Consider the following 14,998-nt stretch of genomic DNA (forward strand, 5'->3'; position numbering starts at 1 on the left):
CCTACTCGGCCACGTTGCGCCGGGTGGTGCCAATGACAATAGGCTTGGGCGGGGCCGAGCTGCGTTGCAGGAATTCGCGCAGCATCGGCGGGTCCAAAGGCTTGTAGAGCAGCGGAATGCCGACGGCTTCGCAGGCCATTACCAGATCGGTGCTGCGATTGGCCGAGATCACGCAGGCCGGTATCTTACCATGCGCAGCGCGCAGCTGACGGATTGCTGTCAGACCGTCTTCGCCGTCGTCCAGTTGATAATCGGCGACGATCGCGTCCGGCGTGATGTCGATTTCGTCAAGCAGGTCCATTGCCTCGCTGCCGCCGGCGCAGGTCAGAACGTCCACGCTCCATTGCTCCATTGTAATGGCCATGGCGTTGCGCAGCTCATCATCGTTCTCGATCAGCAGTACAACCATGTTGCTGACGTCACCGGGCTGGCTGTGATGGCGAAAGACGGCCTGATGCGCCTGAATGGGTTGGGGATGCGCACGGGGCAGCTCGACCGAGAAAAGCGTGCCGACACCCACGCGCGATTTCAGTTCAAGCGGGTGTTGCAGCAGGGCGCAGGCGCGCTCGACGATGGCCAGCCCAAGGCCCATTCCGTCGGTGGCGCTGGCGGTGGCGTTGATGCGTTGGAACTCGCCGAAAATCCGAAACTGTTCCTCTTCGGGGATGCCGGGGCCTGTGTCCCAGACCTCGACCCGGACCGAGTTTTGCTGATGGCGCACACCAATCAGGACCTTGCCCGTGGTGGTATAGCGGATGGCATTGGACAGCAGGTTCTGCAGGATGCGGCGCAGGTATGTGGCATCTGACGAAACCTTCGCCTCTGTATGAACGATGCGGAAATCCAACCCCTTGGCAGCGCCCAGCGGGCCCAGCTCGTCGCCCAGCTGTCGCACCATCGTGCCTAGGTCAACGGTCGAGATATGCGTGTGCGCCAGCCCTGAATCCAGCTTCGAGATGTCCAGCAGCGCCCCCAGGATGTTTTCCACAGATTGCAGCGCACTGGCGGCCTTGGTCAAAAGCGAATGTGGCTCGGGTTCGGTGATGTCATGCTCCAGCGACGCCACATATAGTTTGGCCGCGGACAAAGGTTGCAGCAGATCGTGGCTGGCCGCTGCCACAAAGCGTGATTTCGAGGCATTGGCCCGTTCCGCCTCGGACAGGGCGTCTTCCAGTTCCAGCGTGCGTTCGAAAACCCGGTGTTCCAGGGTCTCTTTCGCCTCGGTCATGGCGCGGATAGCGGCGCGTTCGGCGGTGATGTCGGTAAAGCTGATCACGAAACCCCGGTCCGGCATTTCCTGCATGAATACAGCCAGCGTCATGTCCAGTCCGCGCTGCATTTCAAAAGACAGAGGCGCGCGTTCGGTCTTGTTCTCGGCCCAGTCCACGATCCCGTCAGGGGTGACGCCCGCTGAGAACGTATAGCTTGAGCGGAAGAAATCGCAGATGGTCGAGAATTTGCTGCCCAGCTGAAAACGGCGCACGCCCAAAGACAGAAGTTCCGACACACGATGGTTCCAGCCCACAAGGCGGCCAAAACTGTCAAAGATGCACACGCCTTGTTTGAGGTGCTCCAGCGTGGCGCGGATCAGGCGGGCCTGGTCGTCGATCAGCCGCTCGCGTTCCTGTCGTTCCAGCCGGACAATGTCGGTCACGTCCGTCTGCAGGATCACCGTCCCCCCCGAGGGCGTCCGGTGCTCGCTAACCTGGATCCAGCGCCGGCCGGTCAGGCGGACGTTGAAAATCACGCTGGTGTCCTTGTGGCGATCCAGGCGGCGCTGTTCCCATTGCTCGGCTGTTTCGCCGCGGGGCAGGGACAGATAGCGACTGCGGCTGACGCGATGGACATAGTCTCCAAAGGTCAGGCCGGGTTTCAGATCGGGCTTGATGTCGCCCATATGCATGCCGAAACGGCTGTTGCACATCACCAGCTTTTCGTCGGCGTTGAACAGGGCAAAGCCCTCTTGCACGGTTTCGATTGCATTGGCCAGATCTGCGCGGGCGGCCTCGGTTTCCTGGTTGGCGATTGCCAGCTTGGCGTTGGATTCGTTCAGCAGGTCCAGCGCGCGGCCCAGATCGCGGGTCCGGGCGCGGACCTCTTCTTCCAGCAGGACGGCGCGTTGGAACTGCGCATAGGCCACCCCGGACGAGCCCGTGTCCTGTTCGACCCGCTTCATCAGCGTCTCGACAATCTTTTGCAGCTTTTCGTTCTGGCGCTCCAGCGAGTCTTGCTGGTTGATCAGGCCGTTCAGCATGGCCTAGTCCTCTTTGGGGGGATAGATCGCGACGCCGGTCAGCGTCTGGTTCACGTGGCGCGAGTTTATCTGTTCGCCATAAGTCGACAGCCCCACCACGTTATAGTGGGACAGAACCTCGGACAGCTGCCCCTTGAGCTGTTTCTGCTCGGCTTCCATCCGGCGGAAAATGCAGTCAAAGGCAATGATCGTGTCCGGTTGGCCACGTTCTGTCAGTTTGGCAAGCTCGCCTTCCAGATGGGTGACCATATCCGTGCTTTCGGCCAGCGTGAGAACGACGCCTTCATCAATGGCGGAAAAGAACACCAGGTCGCCGTTGTCCTCGACCTTCTGGATCGAGCGAACATGGTGTTGCCCCCCGATCCGCACCACAACCGGATGAGCCGCAAAGGTGAACGAGGTCAGCTGTTCGGGGTCCTTTCCCAGCAAACGAGCGTATTCCAAGGCAGCGGGTTCGGCGTTGATCTCGTGGACGATGCGATGGGCCGGGTCGGCGCCGGTCACCACCATGCGGTCGTCGGTGGGCAGCAAGTGATCCGAATTGAACACCTCGATCTGGCACCGGGTGCGCAGCTGCACGATGATGGCCGCGTTGGTAATGGCTGAACCGTCATGCAAGACGAAGGTTTCCTCGAACCGATCACCGTCGCCTGCGCTGCCACCGAACAGGGGCACCGGGCCGACGCCCAGGGCCAGATGCGAGGTCAGTTCGTCCTCGTGCATGGTCAGCCCATCCACCAGAAGCATCGCGCATTCCGAGGGCCACTCGGGCGTTTGCCGGGCGATGTCGTGGCGCGACCGGATCAGCTCGCCGATAAGGGATTGATGCTCGTAGTCGTCCAGGTTGGGCACCAGCGTAACCCCGGCGCAGAAATGGGCGCGGGGCAGGCCGATGGCGACGATCTTGTCGTCGGTATAGCCATCATTGGTCAGCTCGCCTGCGGTGGTGCTTCCGATCACAAGCGCGGGTGCAAAGGCCCGTTTGGCCTGGGCGGCGACTTTGTGGATATCAGCTGTGGGCGAGACGAAAAGGATCACCAGTTCCAACTGGTCAGGATCCAGAACGGTCGCAAGCTTGGCAACAGCGTCAGGATCGCGCGCCTCGGCAAAGCCGGTGCGGACATATTCGGACACGCCCCCAAGCGCGCCCGAAAGGTCGCCGCTCCGTTGCATCAGGTTCTCCTCCCCATTCGTAACCTGAAGATGTTACGCGCCTTAGGTCCGATCTTGCAAGACGTTGGTAAAACTCGCCTCTTTGGCGATCAGAACGGCCTGGGTACGACTTTGAACACCCAGCTTGCGCATGATCGCGGTGACGTGAGCCTTGACCGTTGTTTCCGCGATCGACAGGTCATAGGCGATCTGCTTGTTCAGTTTGCCTTCGCAGATCAGCTGAAGGATGCGGGCCTGCTGATTGGTCAGCGAGGCAAGCCGCTCCAGCACATCGGATTGATCGGTGCTGGTGTTGCGATCCAGCAGAACATACCCGGCGGGCACGAAAATCTCGGACCGGCGCAGCGCATCAAAGGCTGACTGGAACACGTCGCGCTGGCTGTGCTTGGGCACAAAGCCGTTGGCACCGGCATGGATCACGCCGCTGATGACGCGGTTGTCGGCCATCGAGGACACCACAACGATCGGCGCGTCTGTCACATTGCGGATGCGAACCAGCCCGTCCAGCCCATTCACGTCCGGCAGGTTCAGGTCCAACACCACCACGTCGGGCCCGCCGTGACGGGCGATGTGGTCGATGGCGTTTTCCAGAGTGTCCGCCGTCGCGATCTCGGCAATTCCCACGGTCGAGCGCAGGGTCATCGACAAGGCGTCACAAAACAGCGGGTGATCGTCCACGATCAACGCGGTCGAGAATGACTTGTCCTCGGGGGTCTCGTGTTTGCCGATTGCTTGCACTGGATGCTCTCCGTTCTTTGAAGAAAGGCTAACAGGGGGATAGCCCTGCGACTATATACCTAAAAGTCGTAGTGCAAAACGCGCGCCCAAATCTGGACGCGCGTTCGTTGTTTTCAGCAATTAGGATGGCTTACTTCATCGCCAGCTGCTTGGGCAGTTTGAAGGTCCAGACCAGGCCGCCCTGGTTCAGGTAGTTGACCTTCTTGGCCACTTCGCCGCCCCACAGAGGCACAGCGCCGCCCCAGCCGGATACGATCGAGACATACTGCTCGCCTTCCATTTCCCAAGTGATGGGCTGGCCGACGATGCCCGAACCGGTCTGGAACGACCACAGCTTTTCGCCGGTTTCGTCATCCAGAGCGATGAACTCGCCCTCGGGAGTGCCAAAGAACACCAGACCGCCTGCGGTGGTCATCACGCCGCCCCACAGGGGTGCGTCGTTCTTGTATTCCCACTTCCACTCGCCGGTGTCGGGGTCGATGGCTTTCAGCGAACCGATATGATCTTCATAGTTCGGCTTGATGGTGAAGCCAGCACCCAGATAGGCTGCGCCTTTCTTGTAGGTGATCGGCTCGTTCCAGATGTCCATGCCCCATTCGTTCGAAGGCACATAGAAGTTGCCGGTCTTCTGGCTGAACGCCATCGGCATCCAGTTCTTACCACCCAGGAAGGACGGCGAGGCAAAGATCACTTCACCCTTTTTGCCATCCGAGGAGGCAGCAGGGTTACCGGGGCGGTTTTCCTCGACAAAGATCGGACGACCGGTCTCGTCAACGCCGCTGGCCCAGCTGATGTCCTTGACGAAGGGGTTGGCCGAAACAAAGGCACCGTCTTCGCGGTTCAGAACATAGAAGAAACCGTTACGGTCGGCAGTGGCGAAACGCTTGTTGCCGTCGCGGTCGGTATAGGCGACGACTTCGTTCACGCCGTCATAGTCCCAGCCTTCACGCGGGGTGGTCTGGAAGTGCCACTTGATCTCGCCGTTTTCGGGGTCGATACCAACACGGCTTGCTGCGTACAGGTTGTCACCCTTGTTGCCTTCGACCGGGGTGCCGGCGTTACGCAGGTGCGAGTTCCAGGGGGCAGGGTTGCCAGCGCCAAACACCAGAGTGTCGGTGTCCGCGTCGTACGAGCCACCCAGCCAGGTCGCGCCGCCGCCGGTTTTCCACATGTCACCGGGCCAGGTTGCGTTCAGCTCGCCGGTCATGGTGCTTTCTTTGCCCATGTAGGTGCCCATGTGGCCTTCGATCATCGGACGGGTCCAGACCAGATCACCGTTGTTGGCGTCATAGGCATAAACCATGCCAACGATGCCAAACTCACCACCCGAGTTGCCGACGATGACTTTGCCGTCAACGATCAGCGGGGCTGCGGTGTAGCTGTAGCCAGCCTTGTAGTCTGCGATTTTCTTGCGCCAGACAACATCACCGGTCTTGCGGTCCAGCGCGACGATGCGGGCGTCCAGAGTGCCGAAATAAATGTTGTCGCCATAGATTGCGGCACCGCGGTTGATCACGTCACAGCAGGGCAGGATGCCTTCGGGCAGACGTGCATCGTACTGCCACAGCTCTTTGCCGGTCATTACGTCGATGGCATAAACACGGCTATACGAGCCGGTCACATACATGATGCCATCATAGACGATCGGCTGAGCTTCTTGGCCGCGCTGCTTTTCGCCACCAAAGCTGAAGGCCCAGGCGGGCACCAGGTTCTGGACGTTTTCTTTATTCAGGGTGTCCAGCGGGCTGTAGCGCTGCAAGTGACGCCCCATACCGTTGGTAACCACCTGATCGGTGATAGTCTGATCGTTCTTCAGATCGTCCTCGGTGACGCCGGCATGGGCCATGCCCACCGACATGGCGCCAGCGACCACGGTCGCGATAAAACGGTTCATTGGGTCTTCCTCCCGTATGTCTCGATTGGTTCGGCGCACAGCAGTGGCACCGGACGAATTCAGTATCAAACACGCACGGTTGGGACGGTATTGCACAATGGTCGTACGACCCTTGACGCACGACTTGTCGCTCCCACTATCTGACCAGACAGAAGGAGGTTTCCGCTATGAAAGCAACGAACGTGCCAGCGGTTTTCGCGGGGGTGCTCGCGGCCAGTTTTGCAGGAAGCTTGGCGGCTGATCCTGTGGTCGGGGAGAAAGAAATTTACCTTGTTTCCGAAGGGGATAGTCGGATTAAAGTCGGATCAGTCCGGTTCGAAAAAGAAGCACAAGGCAGCCGATACACACTGCAATTCGACGAGGTGAAATTCGCTGATCACTTCTTGTCGATGCGGCCATTCAAATGTCTGGAAGGCGCCCAGAAGCACTGGTGTCACGTCCCCTATCCCTACGCCAATCGCAGGCAGGTCAGCGCAAGCGATTTGACCGATCTGGAATACGACCTTCTGTTCCTGTGGAAGGGCGCCACCGAGTACGGAATCAACATGTGGAACGGCGTTTATTACCAGCTGGAAATCGACGGTGATCGAATCGTCGGCACGCTGCGGGAAATGGATATGGAGGTGCTGTCAGCGCCCCCGGACGAAGGGAATTTTCGCCCGATTTCTGCGGATGATCTGCACGAGGCAGACGCGGCAAGCCATTGGTTGCCGCGTCTTGTGATCGAATAGATTTGCGGCGGATCAGTCCGAGATCTTGGCCCCGTCGCGGGTCGTGATTGTGCGCAGATAGGACAGGATGAACTCCTGCACGGTGTGATCCTTGATGCCAACATGGCGCATCTTGGTGCCGGGCATGAAGCCTTGGTTGTCTTCCATCCAGGCGCGCAGGGCGGGTTCGGTCCAGACGATGCCGGACGCCTCTAATGCGATCGAGTAGTCATAGTCAGGATAGGTGCCGGCCGCGCGGCCAATCACGTTTTCCAGGGGCGGGCCATAGCTTTCGTGTTCGGAATCCGAGGCATGGCAGCGGCGGCATTCCGCGTCGTACAGCTCTTCTCCGGCTTTGACTTTCACAGATTCAAAGGTGGCGTCGCTGGCCAGTGCGGGCAGTGGCATCAGGCACAGCGCAAGCACCGAAATCAGGCGGGCGGGGTGGGGAGTAGTCATCATATCCTCCAGGGTTGGGATGGCCCGAGGATACGTCTGGTCAAGGTTTGGTTTTCTTGATAAAGATCAATAAAAGCAGATAGTTATCTACTACTTTAGTCGTAGAAAAGGGCCGCATCCGGCCCTTTTTTGATTTATCGTCCGCGTTATGAAATTTGCATCCGCATCAGCGCACGCCTGGCGTCGGTGTCCCCCGCTTTCGCGGCGCGCTCCAGCCAGAAACGCGCCTGCCCGGTGTCTTGCGGAACGCCCGCACCATCCAGCAGCGCCATACCATAGTGAAGCATCCCCACCGCATAGCCCTGAAGCGCGGCCTGTTTGACCCAATAGGCGGCCAGTTCAGCATCAACCGGGACGCCCAAACCGTTTTCATAGGCATGCGCCGTTAGGATCATCGAAGGCGCGTTCCCCGATCGGGCGCAGTCCAGCAGGGCTTCGAAAGCATCGCTGTGCAGCCCGCCTTTTTGCGTCTCGTAGACCACCCAGCACCGGAACCCGGCCATGTCGGGACGACGGGCCAGTTCTTGTCTGAGCATGGTGATCCCGCCTTCGTCTGGGTTTACCGTTCCCAGGTCATCGGCCGCAGCCGGAGACGCCAGCAACAGCGCGGTCAAAAGCCATTTCATACGTGTATCCTTTGATTAGAACAGCGGAGCGTATTTCCAGTTGTCAGCGTCGGGCGTGACCTCGTCCAGATCATAGCCCGCGCCCTGAAGGCGTTTGGCGATCTGAAGACCTTCGGTTGCGGCCTGATCTACATACTGGCGACCCAGTGTTTCGTTCTTGGTCACACCGTGGCCGCGCATCAGGTCCAGGCCATAGTTGAACTTGCCCACCGGATCGCCCGCATCGGCGGCTTGCTTATCCCAATTGGCCGCGGAATCCGGGTCGTATTCGGCGCCCAGACCATTGTTGTCCAGCTGGCTCATCCAGGTCATCGCACCGGTATAGCCCGCGTTGGCGCAGGCTTCGAACAGGCGGCGGGCCAGCTCGTGGCGGCCAGACTTGGTGATGTAGTATCCGGTGGCGCAGGTGGTCATATCCAACACGCCTTCATCCACGTTGCGCATCACCCGGCCAAAACCGGTGTCCTGCGGGTTCAGAATGCCCCCGGGGTCGTCCTCTTGGGCGCTGGCGGCGGTGCCCAGAACGAGGGCGGCAATCAGTACGGTGCGTTTCATGTGTCATCCTCCTGGCGCGGATTGTACCGCACGCGGCGCTTTCGCTTAAGGCTGTCGTGGTCGTACGACCTTGGTCGTAGGCGTCAGGATTTGCGGCGCAGCAACCCGCGCGCCGGATCATAGCCCCACAGTGCCAGCGCGATCAGGACCACGCCCGCCAGGCAGGTCCAGCCAAGCGCGGGCAGGTTAAGCTGGCCGTACAGAGCAAAGCGGATCAGCTCGACCGCGTGGGTAAAGGGGTTCACCGCGCAGATATCATGCAGGATCTCCGAGCTTTCGGCCATTTTCCACAGCGGGTACAGGGCCGAGGACAGGAAAAACATCGGGAAGATGACAAAGTTCATCACGCCTGCGAAATTCTCTAGCTGCGAGATGGTTGAACTGAGTGCCAGCCCCAGCGCGCCCAGCATCACTCCGGCGATCAGAAGTGCGGGCAGCACAAGCACATAGCCCATGGGCGGAAAGGTGATGCCGTAAATCGCGGCGATGACAAGGAAGGTATAGACCTGAAAGCATGAAATAACGGTCGAGGAGATCAGGCGGCACATCAGCAACCACCATCGCGGCAGGGGGCTGGTCAGCAGCAGCCGCATCGAGCCCATCTCGCGATCATAGACAAGGCTCAGGCTGCTTTGCATCCCGTTGAACAGCACGATCATCCCGCACAGGCCGGGGACGATGTAGATGTCATAGGTGATATAGGTCTCGTACGGCGGGGTGATCGACAGGCCCAGGGCGGCTCGGAACCCGGCGGCGAAGACGACAAGCCAGACCAGCGGACGTACCAGCGCGGCGATAAACCGGCCGCGTTGGCGGGTGAACCGCAAAGCCTCGCGGATCAGGATGGCGCGCAGGGCGATCAGCCAGCTCATGCGTCGGCCCCCGTCAGCGTCAGGAAATAGTCGGCCAATGCCCGTTGTCCCCTAAGAGCGCCGCAATGCCCGTCGGCCAGAATCTCGCCTTGATGCAGCACGATCAGCCGATCCGCATCGCGCACCTCGTCCGTCAGGTGGGTGGTCCACAGGACGGTCAGATTTTGGTCATTGGCCAGATCATGGACGTGGTCGGTGATGCTGCGCCGTGCCTCGGCGTCCAGCCCCACGGTGGGTTCGTCCAGCAGCAAAACGCTGGGCGAATGGATCAGGGCGCGGGCGATTTCTGTGCGTCGGCGGTGGCCTCCGTTCAGATCGCGCGCACGTTCATGGGCGCGCTCGGCCATGCCCAGACGTTCCAGCGCAGCGTCGATCCGTTTGCGCGCGTCGCGCCCAGAAAGACCGTGCAGAGCGGCGAAATAACTGAGGTTGCGGTGGACCGTCAGGTCCAGATCCAGTGTGGTCTGCTGGAACACGACGCCGATTTCCGCCAGCGCCTTGCGGGGTTCGCGAGCGATGTCGTGGCCCGCGACGGTGATTGTGCCATCAGATGTGGTAAACAGCCGTGTAAGCAGGCCCATCAGAGTGGATTTGCCTGCCCCGTTCGGCCCCAGAAGCGCGCAGAACTCGCCCGGTTGGACGCTGAAACTGACCCCCTTCAAAGCCAGTTTCGGCCCGTATGCAAAGCGGACATCCTGCGCGCTAAGTCCCGTCACTTAATGGTGATCTCCAGCCGTTGGGTTTCCCCGGTCGAGCCGGGCACCTTCAGATAGTAGCTGCCGGGTTTGATCGCGACAAATCCTATCTCCATCTCGCCGGCCTCGTCGAATTCCACGGAATCTACGCCCAAGGGGCGAATCTCCAGCCCCTCGACAACGATCTCATCCACCCAGATCGCCCGGAAGAATTCGGGTCCGACCAGCGCCAGTTCCTGGCTGCCGTCGCCCTGGATTTCGAATTCGTAGTAAGTGCCCGATTTCAGCACCCAAGGCGCGTCGGTCAAAGGCATTCCGGCGGACAGGATAATGGGGGGCAGGTCCTCTTTGTTCTTGGCGGACAGAATGCCGGCCATGCCGAACTTCATGTCGTCATCATCGTCGTCACCGGCCATCGCACCAGTGGGCAGGGCCAGGGCGGCCATTACGGTCACGATTGCAGAAATACGCATGAGAATACTCCCAAATTTTACGGTCGCAGCGCCGCGCCCCAGGGGAAGCGGCCGACCTTGATGGTTTTGATGGGTTTGCGTTTGGCGACGTCGATCACCGTGACATCCCCGGACACGCCGTTCGTGGTGAACAGCAGCGATTTGTCGGTGTTAAAGGCCATGTGCCAGACGCGGCGACCGACCAGGATGTAATCCTCGACCTGGTAGGTGTCGGCATTCACCACGGCCACGTGGTTCGAGGGCCCAAGGGCAACAAAGGCGGTTTTTTCATCGCCCGTCAGTTCAAAGCCAACGGGCTGCACACGGTCGGGGTGCACGCCTTTGACCTCAAAGCGTATCTTGGCCTTTTCGGCCTGTGTCGCGACGTCGAAGACACTAATGGTGCCGCCGATTTCCGCGCTGACCCACAGTTCCTGGCCATGTTTCACGAATTCAGCGTGGCGGGGGCGGGCGTCGACCAGCGTGTTGGCGAACAGCTGCTGCGATTCCGTGTCGATCCAATGCGCCATGTTGGTGGTTTCCGAGGTGGTAATGGCGATCTTGCCATCTGGGCTGACGGCCATGCCCTCGGGTTCGATGCCCACGTCGATCTGGGCGATCACGCTGCGGGTTTCGGTGTCCACAACGGTGGTGATCGCGTCATCTTCGTTCGCGATATACAGGTGCCGGTCGTTGGGATGCAGCACGAATTGTTCCGGATCCTCGCCCGAGGGCAGGTTGTGCAGGATTTCCCCCGTGTCTGGGTCCATCACTTGCACCGTGTCGCTGTCACTGGCGCAGATATAGACCCGCGAATAATCCTTGGAAAAGGTCACTCCGCGCGGGCGTTCGCCCGTGGGGATGGTGCGGATCACCTCCAGCGTAGCGACGTCGATCACGCTGACCGTGTCGTCCTTTTCATTGGTGACCCAGATTTCCTCGGCCGTGGCGGGCAGGGCACCTGCCAGCAGAAGGGGGAGAAGATAGCGTTTCATTCGAAGGCCTCGCATTTGCTTTCGGGGCGGTCCAGCCCCAGCGTGTCCAGTTCGGTGCGTTGATGCAGGAACCCCTCAAGCGGAGCCTGCGCGACCATCGCGCCGCCGCTGACAAGGGGGATCGTCTGGCGCAGCTGGCCGTTCCAGCCGCGATAGGACAGAGGCCGGCCTTTGAAACCGGCCAGTTGGAAGTCGTCCGACAGGATATAGGCGCGCAGGCGGGCGGCATCATCGGATTTTGTGCGCGTCGCGGCCTCGGAGATCGAGCGGACGGCGGCCCAGGCGGCATAGTCCACGGGGCGCATGTCCCGGCCCGCAAGCTCGCGGAAACGGTTCTGCATCTGCACCGCGCCCCATTGTTCAACCACCCGGTCCCAAGCCACGGGCACCAGATTGACCGAGCCCGCCACCGGGCGCGGGCGCCATGTATTGAAGGGGATGTAGCGGCCGAAATCGTTCAGCTCGTCCGCGATCAGCAGCAAATCATAGTCACCGAAATCCTGCGTGAACAGCGGCACCTCTTGCGCTGCATTGCGACGCATATCGGCGTCAAAGGCCCAGGTTTTCTGCGCCTTGATCTTCTGTCCGAATTTCCGCGCGCTGCGGTCCAGCGCGTTTGCAAAGGCCACGTCCGAAGGGTGTTCACCAACAATCATCGCCAGTTTGGTCCAGCGTTTCTTGGTCACGAATTGCATCAGCGCATCGGCCCGCATCGCCTGGCTGGGCAGGGTGTGCAACAGGTTGGCGCGGCACCCCTTATCCCGCAGATCCGAGGCCGGATCGGTAACGTTGAACAAGATCGCGTCCTGCGCGCCGGGCAGGTCTGCCACCTGCTGCATCTGCGCGCCAGGCATGTCCAGAAGGACCAGCTTGGACGCGTCGAACGCGGTTTTCGCAGCCGAAAGAATGTCGCCCCCAACAGGGACCGAGATCACGTCTAACTCATATGAATGTCCCAGGAATTTTCCGGTGGTCAAGCTGTCGGACACCGCCAGGGTTGCGCCCTTGATTCCCAGATCCTCGGGGATTGGGTCAAGGTTCGACAGAACCGGTGGGCGATCCTGTTCCAAACGCAAATAAACCATGTCCAACGCCAGTTCGGCGGTAGCCGAAAGCGTTGAAGCCGCCCAAATGGCAGCGGACAAAAACAGTGGCGCTTTCATGTGTCCTCCCAAGTGAGTCAAAGGTAGCCAAACGCCGGTTGGCGGACCATTAGACCAAGGTCGCGCTTTGCCCCGAGGTTAAACCAAGGTCGAATATCCACGTCGCATCATTGACGAGTATCTATGCTGCAGACGCAAAACGAACGGGAGGATGACCCCGATGAAAACCCTTAAGCTGACCGCACTTGGTCTGATTCTGTCGGCTTCGATGGCCCATGCCCATGGTGATGTGGCGCCGCAGCCGATGAACACCGATGCCCTGCCCGACGTGGGCGAAGAGTGGCTGACCGAAAACCCCTATCGCTCGCAAGGCGACGAGGTCTGGGGCGCCGCAGTCGAAATCGGTGACAGTGGCTATAACCAGAACTGTGCACGCTGCCACGGTCTGGGTGCTGTGTCCGGTGGCTTGGCCCCCGACCTGCGCTATCTTGAGGCCGAGGAATTCGGCGATGAATGGTATGTCGAACGGTTCCGCACCGGCTATACTCAGAACGGAATCACCAAGATGCCCGCTTTTGGCGAGCTGCTGGGCCAAAAAGCGGCCTGGGCCATCCGGACCTATATCGAAACCCGTCCGGATGACGGCGAGCTGGACGAATTCTCGGACCGCCTGAAAGCGATCCGTGACGAGCTGCAAGGCATGGGTGCGGGCGCCTCGGGTGACCGTGACGCGCTGCTGGCCGAGCTGCAAGGCATCGCCGAGCAGATCGAAACCGGCTCGGGTGCGCCGCTGGCGGACAGCGTCGCTTATCGCGCTGCCAAGCTGATCGCGGGCGATAGCCCCGATTATCTGGCCGCCGCCGAGGCACTGACAATCGGACTTTCCGCAGCACATTAGGCGGAAGAAAGGGGCACATGATCAAGCCACTCCTCTCCCTCGGGCTCGGGCTTTGTCTGACCCTCCTGGCCGGAACCCCATCCCTGGCCAGATGCGCTGATCATGTGCCCCAACTCAAACCCCAGAATGCCTCGCGTGATATCGTGGGGCAGGATCTGGACACGATTCAGCAGCGTGGGTTTATCACCTTCGCTGCTTACGAGGATTTCCCCCCTTGGTCCTATGAAGAGAACGGTAAGATCACTGGCGTGGATATCGAGATCGGCCGCCTGATCGCCGCTGATCTGGGGGTCGAGGCGCGGTTCAAACTGGTCGCCGCGGGCGAAACCCTGGATGCAGACCTGCGCAACTGGCTGTGGAAGGGCCCCATTGTGGGGGGCTCGGTCGCCAACGTGATGTTGCATGTCCCCTATGACAGCGATTTCGCCTGCCGGGTCGAACAGGTGGTCTTTACCGGGCAATACCATGTCGAGGAAATCGCGATCGCCTATCGCAAGGACGCCTATCCCGACGATCCGCCCATCCCTGCTTATTTCCGTTTTGACAGTGTCGCGGTCGAAAATGACTCGATCGCCGATTTCTACCTGTCCGCCTTTCCGGGTGGGCAGCTTGGCCAGCACGTTCAACGCTATGCCTCTCCTGCGCAGGCGATGGGGGCCCTGGCGCGCGGCGACAGCAAGGCCGCGATGGGCACGCTGGCGCAGCTTGAATTCGGCCTGACCCCTGAAACGGCTGTGCACACACCGCCCCTGCCGGGCTTTGCCAAGGGCAAATGGACCATCGGCGTGGGCGTGCATTTCTCGTATCGTCCGCTGGCCTATGCGGTGGATGACGCGATTTTCGCTGCTCTGCAGGATGGCCGGATGGCCCGCATATTCTCGGACTTTGGTATAAGCCTGTCAGCGCCCGAACTTCGCTGATCTACGCCTTTGGTCGAATAGCGCAAAATCCATTTCCGCTGCCTGATAGAAGTCAGAGACGATGGAGACCCGCTATGGAACTGAAGGATACTAAAGAGATCGCAGCCCCCCGCGCCGATGTGTGGACCGCGCTTTTGTCAGCCGACGTGCTGAAGGAATGCGTACCGGGCTGCCAGGAAATGACCGGCTCGCCCGCTGACGGGTTCGAGGCCACGGTCGTGCAAAAGGTCGGCCCGGTGAAGGCTACCTTCAAGGGGGCGGTGACCCTCTCGGACATTGTCGAGGGCGAAAGCCTGACCTTAACCGGTGAAGGCAAGGGTGGCGCTGCCGGCTTTGCCAAGGGCGGTGCCAAGGTGCATCTGGCCGACAACGGCGCAGGTACCCTGCTGTCCTACGAGGTCGATGCCAAAGTCGGCGGCAAGCTGGCCCAGCTGGGCAGCCGCATCATCGACAGTTTTGCCAAAAAGATGGCCGACCAGTTCTTTGAACGGTTCCAGGGCGCGGTCGAGGGCGACGCCCCCGCAGAAGAAACACCCGCCGCGGCCGTGGCCGAAGCGGTTGCCGAAGTGGTCCAAGAGGCCACCCAGGAAGCGGCCCCCAAGAAAAAGGGCCTGCTGAAACGGTTGTTCGGCGGCTAACAGAATTTGCATCAGG

At 60.5% G+C, this 14,998-nt stretch carries 16 protein-coding genes; 4 read left to right on the forward strand and 12 right to left on the reverse strand.

The features are described 5' to 3' along the window. Position 1: 1 nt before the first annotated feature. From ACOQOQ_RS08485 to ACOQOQ_RS08500, 4 genes are all read right to left on the reverse strand, one after another. Positions 2 to 2,254: a PAS-domain containing protein gene (locus tag ACOQOQ_RS08485; protein WP_420569699.1), complete on the reverse strand. Its 2,253-nt coding sequence runs from the start codon at positions 2,252 to 2,254 to the stop codon at positions 2 to 4. A gap of 3 nt (positions 2,255 to 2,257) precedes the next feature. Beyond that, entirely contained in the window at positions 2,258 to 3,427 is a 1,170-nt protein-coding gene (locus ACOQOQ_RS08490) for an FIST N-terminal domain-containing protein (protein WP_420569700.1), read from the reverse strand. 42 nt (positions 3,428 to 3,469) lie between these two features. Next, complete coding sequence (locus tag ACOQOQ_RS08495; RefSeq protein ID WP_420569749.1) at positions 3,470 to 4,069, reverse strand: LuxR C-terminal-related transcriptional regulator; 600 nt, start codon at positions 4,067 to 4,069, stop codon at positions 3,470 to 3,472. A gap of 226 nt (positions 4,070 to 4,295) precedes the next feature. Beyond that, positions 4,296 to 6,059, reverse strand: coding sequence for a PQQ-dependent methanol/ethanol family dehydrogenase (locus ACOQOQ_RS08500; protein WP_420569701.1), 1,764 nt, complete (start codon positions 6,057 to 6,059; stop codon positions 4,296 to 4,298). A 167-nt stretch (positions 6,060 to 6,226) separates the two neighbouring features. Between ACOQOQ_RS08500 and ACOQOQ_RS08505 the strand changes: the two genes are divergently transcribed. Continuing rightward, entirely contained in the window at positions 6,227 to 6,790 is a 564-nt protein-coding gene (locus ACOQOQ_RS08505; protein WP_420569702.1) for a hypothetical protein, read from the forward strand. A gap of 12 nt (positions 6,791 to 6,802) precedes the next feature. On the opposite strand, the gene ACOQOQ_RS08510 is transcribed toward ACOQOQ_RS08505, so the two are convergent. The 8 genes from ACOQOQ_RS08510 to ACOQOQ_RS08545 all read right to left on the reverse strand — a co-directional run bounded on the left by ACOQOQ_RS08510 (position 6,803) and on the right by ACOQOQ_RS08545 (position 12,586). Then, on the reverse strand, positions 6,803 to 7,228 hold the full coding sequence (locus tag ACOQOQ_RS08510; protein ID WP_420569703.1) for a c-type cytochrome: 426 nt from the start codon (positions 7,226 to 7,228) through the stop codon (positions 6,803 to 6,805). Positions 7,229 to 7,374: 146 nt separating this feature from the next. Continuing rightward, positions 7,375 to 7,854 carry a tetratricopeptide repeat protein gene (locus ACOQOQ_RS08515; protein ID WP_420566563.1) on the reverse strand — a complete coding sequence of 160 codons (480 nt, stop codon included), beginning with the start codon at positions 7,852 to 7,854 and terminating at the stop codon, positions 7,375 to 7,377. Between the two features lie 15 nt (positions 7,855 to 7,869). Beyond that, entirely contained in the window at positions 7,870 to 8,409 is a 540-nt protein-coding gene (locus tag ACOQOQ_RS08520; protein WP_420566564.1) for a tetratricopeptide repeat protein, read from the reverse strand. An 83-nt stretch (positions 8,410 to 8,492) separates the two neighbouring features. Beyond that, positions 8,493 to 9,281: an ABC transporter permease gene (locus ACOQOQ_RS08525; protein WP_420566565.1), complete on the reverse strand. Its 789-nt coding sequence runs from the start codon at positions 9,279 to 9,281 to the stop codon at positions 8,493 to 8,495. Next, positions 9,278 to 9,997 (reverse strand): ABC transporter ATP-binding protein, encoded by a 720-nt coding sequence (locus ACOQOQ_RS08530; protein WP_420566566.1) that lies wholly within the window; start codon positions 9,995 to 9,997, stop codon positions 9,278 to 9,280. The genes ACOQOQ_RS08525 and ACOQOQ_RS08530 overlap by 4 nt, the downstream gene beginning before the upstream one ends. After that, positions 9,994 to 10,449, reverse strand: a complete 456-nt coding sequence (locus ACOQOQ_RS08535; RefSeq protein ID WP_420566567.1) for a hypothetical protein — start codon at positions 10,447 to 10,449, stop codon at positions 9,994 to 9,996. Before ACOQOQ_RS08535 ends, ACOQOQ_RS08530 begins: the two co-directional genes overlap by 4 nt. Positions 10,450 to 10,466: 17 nt before the next feature. Then, positions 10,467 to 11,423, reverse strand: a complete 957-nt coding sequence (locus tag ACOQOQ_RS08540) for a YVTN family beta-propeller repeat protein (RefSeq protein WP_420566568.1) — start codon at positions 11,421 to 11,423, stop codon at positions 10,467 to 10,469. Further along, entirely contained in the window at positions 11,420 to 12,586 is a 1,167-nt protein-coding gene (locus ACOQOQ_RS08545; RefSeq protein WP_420566569.1) for an ABC transporter substrate-binding protein, read from the reverse strand. The genes ACOQOQ_RS08540 and ACOQOQ_RS08545 overlap by 4 nt, the downstream gene beginning before the upstream one ends. Positions 12,587 to 12,746: 160 nt before the next feature. Here ACOQOQ_RS08545 and pedF point away from each other — a divergent pair, with 160 nt between their 5' ends. The 3 genes from pedF to ACOQOQ_RS08560 all read left to right on the forward strand — a co-directional run bounded on the left by pedF (position 12,747) and on the right by ACOQOQ_RS08560 (position 14,982). Further along, positions 12,747 to 13,424 carry a cytochrome c-550 PedF gene (pedF, locus tag ACOQOQ_RS08550; protein ID WP_420566570.1) on the forward strand — a complete coding sequence of 226 codons (678 nt, stop codon included), beginning with the start codon at positions 12,747 to 12,749 and terminating at the stop codon, positions 13,422 to 13,424. Between the two features lie 17 nt (positions 13,425 to 13,441). Further along, positions 13,442 to 14,344 carry a substrate-binding periplasmic protein gene (locus ACOQOQ_RS08555; protein ID WP_420566571.1) on the forward strand — a complete coding sequence of 301 codons (903 nt, stop codon included), beginning with the start codon at positions 13,442 to 13,444 and terminating at the stop codon, positions 14,342 to 14,344. Positions 14,345 to 14,418: 74 nt separating this feature from the next. Further along, on the forward strand, positions 14,419 to 14,982 hold the full coding sequence (locus ACOQOQ_RS08560; protein ID WP_420566572.1) for a CoxG family protein: 564 nt from the start codon (positions 14,419 to 14,421) through the stop codon (positions 14,980 to 14,982). Positions 14,983 to 14,998 lie beyond the last annotated feature (16 nt).

Source organism: Thalassovita sp., from assembly GCF_965218685.1.
Lineage (GTDB): Bacteria > Pseudomonadota > Alphaproteobacteria > Rhodobacterales > Rhodobacteraceae > Thalassobius.

Excerpts from the sequence above, each read along its gene's own strand:
- ACOQOQ_RS08485 (WP_420569699.1), bottom strand. The coding sequence starts at position 2,254 with ATGCTGAACGGCCTGATCAACCAGCAAGACTCGCTGGAGCGCCAGAAC.
- ACOQOQ_RS08490 (WP_420569700.1), bottom strand. The coding sequence starts at position 3,427 with ATGCAACGGAGCGGCGACCTTTCGGGCGCGCTTGGGGGCGTGTCCGAA.
- ACOQOQ_RS08495 (WP_420569749.1), bottom strand. The coding sequence starts at position 4,069 with ATGACCCTGCGCTCGACCGTGGGAATTGCCGAGATCGCGACGGCGGAC.
- ACOQOQ_RS08500 (WP_420569701.1), bottom strand. The coding sequence starts at position 6,059 with ATGAACCGTTTTATCGCGACCGTGGTCGCTGGCGCCATGTCGGTGGGC.
- ACOQOQ_RS08505 (WP_420569702.1), top strand. The coding sequence starts at position 6,227 with ATGAAAGCAACGAACGTGCCAGCGGTTTTCGCGGGGGTGCTCGCGGCC.
- ACOQOQ_RS08510 (WP_420569703.1), bottom strand. The coding sequence starts at position 7,228 with ATGACTACTCCCCACCCCGCCCGCCTGATTTCGGTGCTTGCGCTGTGC.
- ACOQOQ_RS08515 (WP_420566563.1), bottom strand. The coding sequence starts at position 7,854 with ATGAAATGGCTTTTGACCGCGCTGTTGCTGGCGTCTCCGGCTGCGGCC.
- ACOQOQ_RS08520 (WP_420566564.1), bottom strand. The coding sequence starts at position 8,409 with ATGAAACGCACCGTACTGATTGCCGCCCTCGTTCTGGGCACCGCCGCC.
- ACOQOQ_RS08525 (WP_420566565.1), bottom strand. The coding sequence starts at position 9,281 with ATGAGCTGGCTGATCGCCCTGCGCGCCATCCTGATCCGCGAGGCTTTG.
- ACOQOQ_RS08535 (WP_420566567.1), bottom strand. The coding sequence starts at position 10,449 with ATGCGTATTTCTGCAATCGTGACCGTAATGGCCGCCCTGGCCCTGCCC.
- ACOQOQ_RS08540 (WP_420566568.1), bottom strand. The coding sequence starts at position 11,423 with ATGAAACGCTATCTTCTCCCCCTTCTGCTGGCAGGTGCCCTGCCCGCC.
- ACOQOQ_RS08545 (WP_420566569.1), bottom strand. The coding sequence starts at position 12,586 with ATGAAAGCGCCACTGTTTTTGTCCGCTGCCATTTGGGCGGCTTCAACG.
- pedF (WP_420566570.1), top strand. The coding sequence starts at position 12,747 with ATGAAAACCCTTAAGCTGACCGCACTTGGTCTGATTCTGTCGGCTTCG.
- ACOQOQ_RS08555 (WP_420566571.1), top strand. The coding sequence starts at position 13,442 with ATGATCAAGCCACTCCTCTCCCTCGGGCTCGGGCTTTGTCTGACCCTC.
- ACOQOQ_RS08560 (WP_420566572.1), top strand. The coding sequence starts at position 14,419 with ATGGAACTGAAGGATACTAAAGAGATCGCAGCCCCCCGCGCCGATGTG.